The sequence below is a fragment of the Rhodoplanes elegans genome, assembly GCF_016653355.1.
Lineage (GTDB): Bacteria > Pseudomonadota > Alphaproteobacteria > Rhizobiales > Xanthobacteraceae > Rhodoplanes > Rhodoplanes elegans.
Window position 1 is genome coordinate 1 of the sequence record NZ_NHSK01000286.1, and the last position, 2634, is coordinate 2634.

At 71.6% G+C, this 2634-nt stretch carries 2 protein-coding genes; one reads left to right on the forward strand and one right to left on the reverse strand.

What is annotated here, in order from left to right:
* Nucleotides 1–66: 66 nt before the first annotated feature.
* A complete protein-coding gene (locus CCR97_RS29075; protein WP_170146083.1) occupies nt 67–855 on the reverse strand; it encodes an IclR family transcriptional regulator in 789 nt (262 codons plus the stop codon).
* Nucleotides 856–1461: 606 nt separating this feature from the next.
* Here CCR97_RS29075 and CCR97_RS29080 point away from each other — a divergent pair.
* Complete coding sequence (locus CCR97_RS29080; protein ID WP_111360327.1) at nt 1462–2487, forward strand: Bug family tripartite tricarboxylate transporter substrate binding protein; 1026 nt, start codon at nt 1462–1464, stop codon at nt 2485–2487.
* The last annotated feature ends 147 nt before the right edge of the window (nt 2488–2634 follow it).

The following is a 2634-nucleotide window of genomic DNA, read 5'->3' on the forward strand; positions in this document are numbered from 1 at the left end:
GGTTGGGGGTGGGGGGAACGCCCCGTGCGCCGCTGTTGGTGGGAGAAGTGGCGGACGCGGTCGCTCTCAGCTCGCGCCGCGAAATCCGATATTGGCCGAGATGCGCTTGCCGGCCTCGACGATGCGGCGGATCTGCTCGGGTGTCGGGCGGGCCGGGATGAACTGGATCAGGTCGATGATCGCCACGGTGCCGACCAGCGCGCCGGTGGCGTCGAGGATCGGCGCGGCGAGCGCGTTGAGCCCGACCACGGCCTGGTTCGGCGCCGTCGCCCAGCCCTGCTTCTTGATCTGCTTCAGCTCCTCGCGCAGCACGGCCGGATTGGTGACGGTCTGCGGCGTGTTGGCGGGCAGCGTCTTGCGCAGCAGTTTTTCACGCGGGGCATCGGGGCCGAAGGCGAGCAGCAGCTTGCCCTGCGCGGTGGCGTGCGCCGGCAGCAGCGAGCCCGGCTTGACGCCGATCTCGAAGGGCTGCGTGCCGGCGACCGTGGAGAGCACCCGCAGCCCGGCGAGCTCCACCTCCGACAGCGTGACGGCGTGGCCGAGCCGGTCGCGCAGCTCCTCCATCACGGTGCGGGCGGCGCTCATCAGCTCGAAATTCTCGCTCACCACCCGGCCGAGCGCGATCAGCCGGCCGCCGGTGCGGTAGCGCTCGGTCTCGGTCTCCTGGATCACGTAGCCGGCCGCCATCAGAGTCTGCAGATGGCGGTAGATCCGGCTCTTGGTGGTGCCGAACACGCGCGCCAGATCCGTCACTCCGACGGTCGAGCGGCGCTGCGCCAGGTATTCCAGAATCTGCAAGGCGAACACCACCGCCTGAACGCCGTCACCCGGCTGTGACCCAGAGATCCGCGGCATCGGACTGCGCACTCCCAAAAAAGGCGGCCGCGAGCAGGGCGCGCGGAGCGGTTTCGAGGATGCCCGGGGGACGGCCGGGCGGCACGTGACGTCCATATCCGAAGCGGAACCGGTCGGGGGAGGCGGGGCCCGGCCGCAGCGGCGAGGCGGCGGGCGCGATTTTCGCACCCCGCCGTGGATCGTTCCTATGGGAGTCCGCCGCGAATCACAAGCGAGGGCCGAGCCCGATACACCGGGTCGGCGAGACGCTCGCCGCAGGGCCGTCGCGCCACAGCGGCACGCGCGGCGACGCGCCGTGCACCGGGTCCGGCGCCAAGGCGCGCGGGAGCGGCGCCGAGTGTTTCGTAACAGAGAACGAAGTTTCGGGGTCGTGAACGCGCTCTGGCCCCGCCCGGAGATCGCGGAAACACCCGTCCCGTCGCGTGTCCGGGCGTCCGGGATCGGGCCGCGGCCGGCCCGCATCCCGACCCGGCTCGACAGCGGCCGAGGCTTCGGCTCCAATCCGTCGGCCGGCACGGTGTCGAACCGCGGACCGGCGAACGGCCCCGGAGAAGGGCCATTCCGCAAACGCGTGCGGCGGCCCCTCGGTCGCCGGAAGGAGGATCGATGCGCCGTCTGTCCCTTTGGTCCGTGCTGTCCCGGCGGTCGGGTGTTCGCCTGCTCGCGACGGCCGGCCTCGCCGCCGCCCTCGCCGGCGCGCCGGCGCAAGGCTTCGCCCAGACGGGTGCGCGGCAAGACTGGCCGACCCGTCCCATCACCCTGGTGGTGCCGTTCGCCCCCGGAACGACCTCGGACGTGATCGGCCGCGCGCTCGTCGATCAGCTCGGCCGCAGCCTCGGCCAGTCGGTCGTGATCGACAACCGCAGCGGCGCCGGCGGCAATATCGGGGCGGCCGCGGTCGCCAAGGCGGCGCCGGACGGCTACACGCTGCTGCTCGCCACCACGGGCCAGGCGGCGACCAACAAGCTCATGTACAAGGACATGAGCTACGATCCGCAGAAGGACTTCTCGCCGATCGTGCTGATCGGCCGCGCGCCCGTGATCGTCACGGCGCGGCCCGATCTGAAGGCCAACACGCTCGCCGAGCTGATCGCGCTCGCCAAGGCCGACCCCGGCAAGCTGACCGCGGGCTTCCCGGGCAACGGCACGCTCGGTCACATCACCGGCCTCCTGCTGATGGCCAAGGGCGACGTCAAGCTCGGCCAGGCGCAGTATCGCGGCAGCGTGCCGATCATGACCGACCTGCTCGGCGGCCACATCGACGTCGGCATGGATTCGATGGCCGCTTATGTGCCGAACGTGAGAGAGGGCAAGCTCAAGGCGCTGGCGATCGCCACGGCGCAGCGGTGGAGCGGCCTGCCCGACGTGCCGACCGCGGCCGAGTCCGGCCTGCCCGGCTTCGAGGCGGCGGTGTGGTACGCGCTGCTGGCGCCGGCCGGCACGCCACCCGAGATCGTCGCCAAGCTGAACGCCGCCACCAACGCGTTCCTGAAGACCGACACGGCGAAGCAGATGTTCGACAGCCTCGGCGTCGTCGCCGCCGGCGGCACGCCGCAGGATCTCGCCGCCTTCCAAGCCGCCGAGATCGCCAAGTGGGCGCCGATCATCAAGGACGCGAATATCTCGTTCTGAAACGTGTCGGCCGCGGGCCATGACGACCGGCGCGCGGCGAGATGCTGCTCCCCCCACCCCCGACCCGTCCCCGCCACTCGCGTCGCGAGCGGGGGGAGGGGAGCGGAGAGGTCGTGCCCGAACTGATCGGGACGAGGCGCTGGGCTC

What these genes read in the sequence shown, in the direction of transcription:
- CCR97_RS29075 (WP_170146083.1), bottom strand. Translation starts at nt 855, where the DNA reads ATGCCGCGGATCTCTGGGTCACAGCCGGGTGACGGCGTTCAGGCGGTG.
- CCR97_RS29080 (WP_111360327.1), top strand. Translation starts at nt 1,462, where the DNA reads ATGCGCCGTCTGTCCCTTTGGTCCGTGCTGTCCCGGCGGTCGGGTGTT.